Annotated in this window: 2 protein-coding genes; both read left to right on the forward strand. The window is 71.3% G+C overall.

Translation table 11 applies throughout. The features are described from left to right. Nucleotides 1–772 (forward strand): hypothetical protein (locus ACTUAL_RS01730; RefSeq protein WP_440899025.1); only part of this gene is annotated, 772 nt, incomplete at its 5' end. A 464-nt stretch (nucleotides 773–1,236) separates the two neighbouring features. Beyond that, a partial coding sequence (locus tag ACTUAL_RS01735; RefSeq protein WP_440899026.1) for a WXG100 family type VII secretion target occupies nucleotides 1,237–1,884 on the forward strand: 648 nt, incomplete at its 3' end.

Below are 1,884 nucleotides of genomic sequence, written 5' to 3' on the forward strand. Positions count from 1 at the left end.
CGAGCAGCGCGAGCTGGCCGACCGGCACAAGCGGGAGGTCGCGGAGCGGCAGGCGGACACCGCCCGGCTCGTCGTGGAGACCGAGCGCGCCAAGCAGGCGCTCGCCCGCAAGACCCGCGACGCGGAGGAGAAGCTCCTGGCGCAGGCCAAGAAGGCGCACGTGCTGCACCACCTGGCCCGGTTCCCGCTCAAGGGCGCGGGCATCGAGGGCATCGGCGAGGCGCTCACCGCCAAGCTCGCCGACTCGGGCATCCGCACCGCCGCCGACTTCACCGGCGTGGTGCGCAACCCCGGCCAGGAGTCGGTCGTGCTGTTCCGGCTGGCCGGTGGCGGCGCGGTGCGCGTGCCCGGCATCGGCGAGGTCAAGGCGGGCCGGGTCGAGCGGTGGCGCCTCACCCTGCTCAAGCAGGCCAAGGCGAGTGAGCCGGTGCAGCTGGGCCCGGCCGAGCGCGGCGCGCTGAAGGCCCGCTTCGCCGCCGAGAGCGCCAAGCTGGACGCCGAGCACTCCTCCGCGATCGCCGAGCGCGAGCGGGCCGTGGTGCTGCTCAAGGACCGGCACCGGGCCGAGCACGCGGCGCTGCTGGAGCGGCTCACCCGCGAGCGCGCGGACGCCGCTCGGAAGCGGGTCGAGCACGACCGGGCGGTCAGGGAGAGCGCCGTGCGGGTGGAGACCGCCGAACTGGGCGTGCGGGAGAGCCGCGCGGCGGCCGAGGCGTTCCGGCGGGTCACCTACCGGCGCTACGCCCTCTTCGCGCTCTTCGGCCGGGGCTGACCCCGGAGGCATCCGGGGAATCGTCCGGAAAGCCCCGCGCGCGGCCGGGAACCGCGCTGAGGGGTTCCGGTTACCAGGCCGTGATCGGCCGCGCCAGTGCCTTCGGTTCCCTTCCCGACGCGCCGGTGGACCGCGTTCGCCGCGCTCCGCAACCGTCCTGTGATAGGGGCGTTGGAATGCTCCGCTCCACAGTGGAAAACGCGGTCAGGGGTCGACACCTGGGCTTCGTCCGTTCAGGATGGACGGACGCCGAGCGCCGACCGCGCTCGGAACCCCTCGTCAACGGGGTGATCAACGTCGCATCAGGACAGAAGTCCGGTCCGGTGCACCGCGTTTCGGTTAACTTGCCCGTTGACTCAAGTTCATCCGCTGATAATGTTCGACAAATCGCCGGGCACCCTGCCGACATCCGTCGAGCCCGGTCATTCGTCGACGCGCACAGTGAAGAAGGTCCCTGCATGGCCGTGGAATCACCTCCCGGGATGGAGATCACCGAGGAGAACGCGTTCACAGGCTCCCTGTTCATCTCGTCCTGGGACGAGATGATCGATTCCATCGGCGAGGACGCCGAGACCGAGGCGGAGAGGGTGCTCGACGTGACCTTCGCGGCCATCGGCGCCGCGTCCTCGACGGCGCTGCTGGCCGTCGACCCGTTCGGGACGATCCTGGGCGCGGGCATCGGCTGGCTCATCGAGCACGTCACGTTCCTGCGGGAACCGCTCGACCAGCTCGTGGGCGACCCGGACGACGTCAACGCCAACGTGGCGGCCACCAAGGCCAACGCGGTGGAGATGCGGGTGCTGGCCGAGACGCACCGCAACACCCTGGCGCAGCCGCAGGAGTGGAGCGGGCAGTCCCAGGAGGCGTTCAAGGCGAGCATGGCCGAGCTCGGCGAGGAGCTCGACTCGCTGGCCAACGCGGTCGAGCAGAAGGCGAAGATCGTCGCCGTCTGCGGGGTGCTCGTGCAGGTGCTGCGCGACATCGTCCGCGACATGATCGCCCAGTTCCTGGGCTCGCTGCTGGCGGGCGCGATCGCCGCAGCCGCCGCCGCGTTCTTCACGTTCGGCGCGTCCATCGCGGGCTTCATCGGGTACGCGGTCGGCAAGGCCGTC

The organism is Actinosynnema sp., from assembly GCF_052038725.1.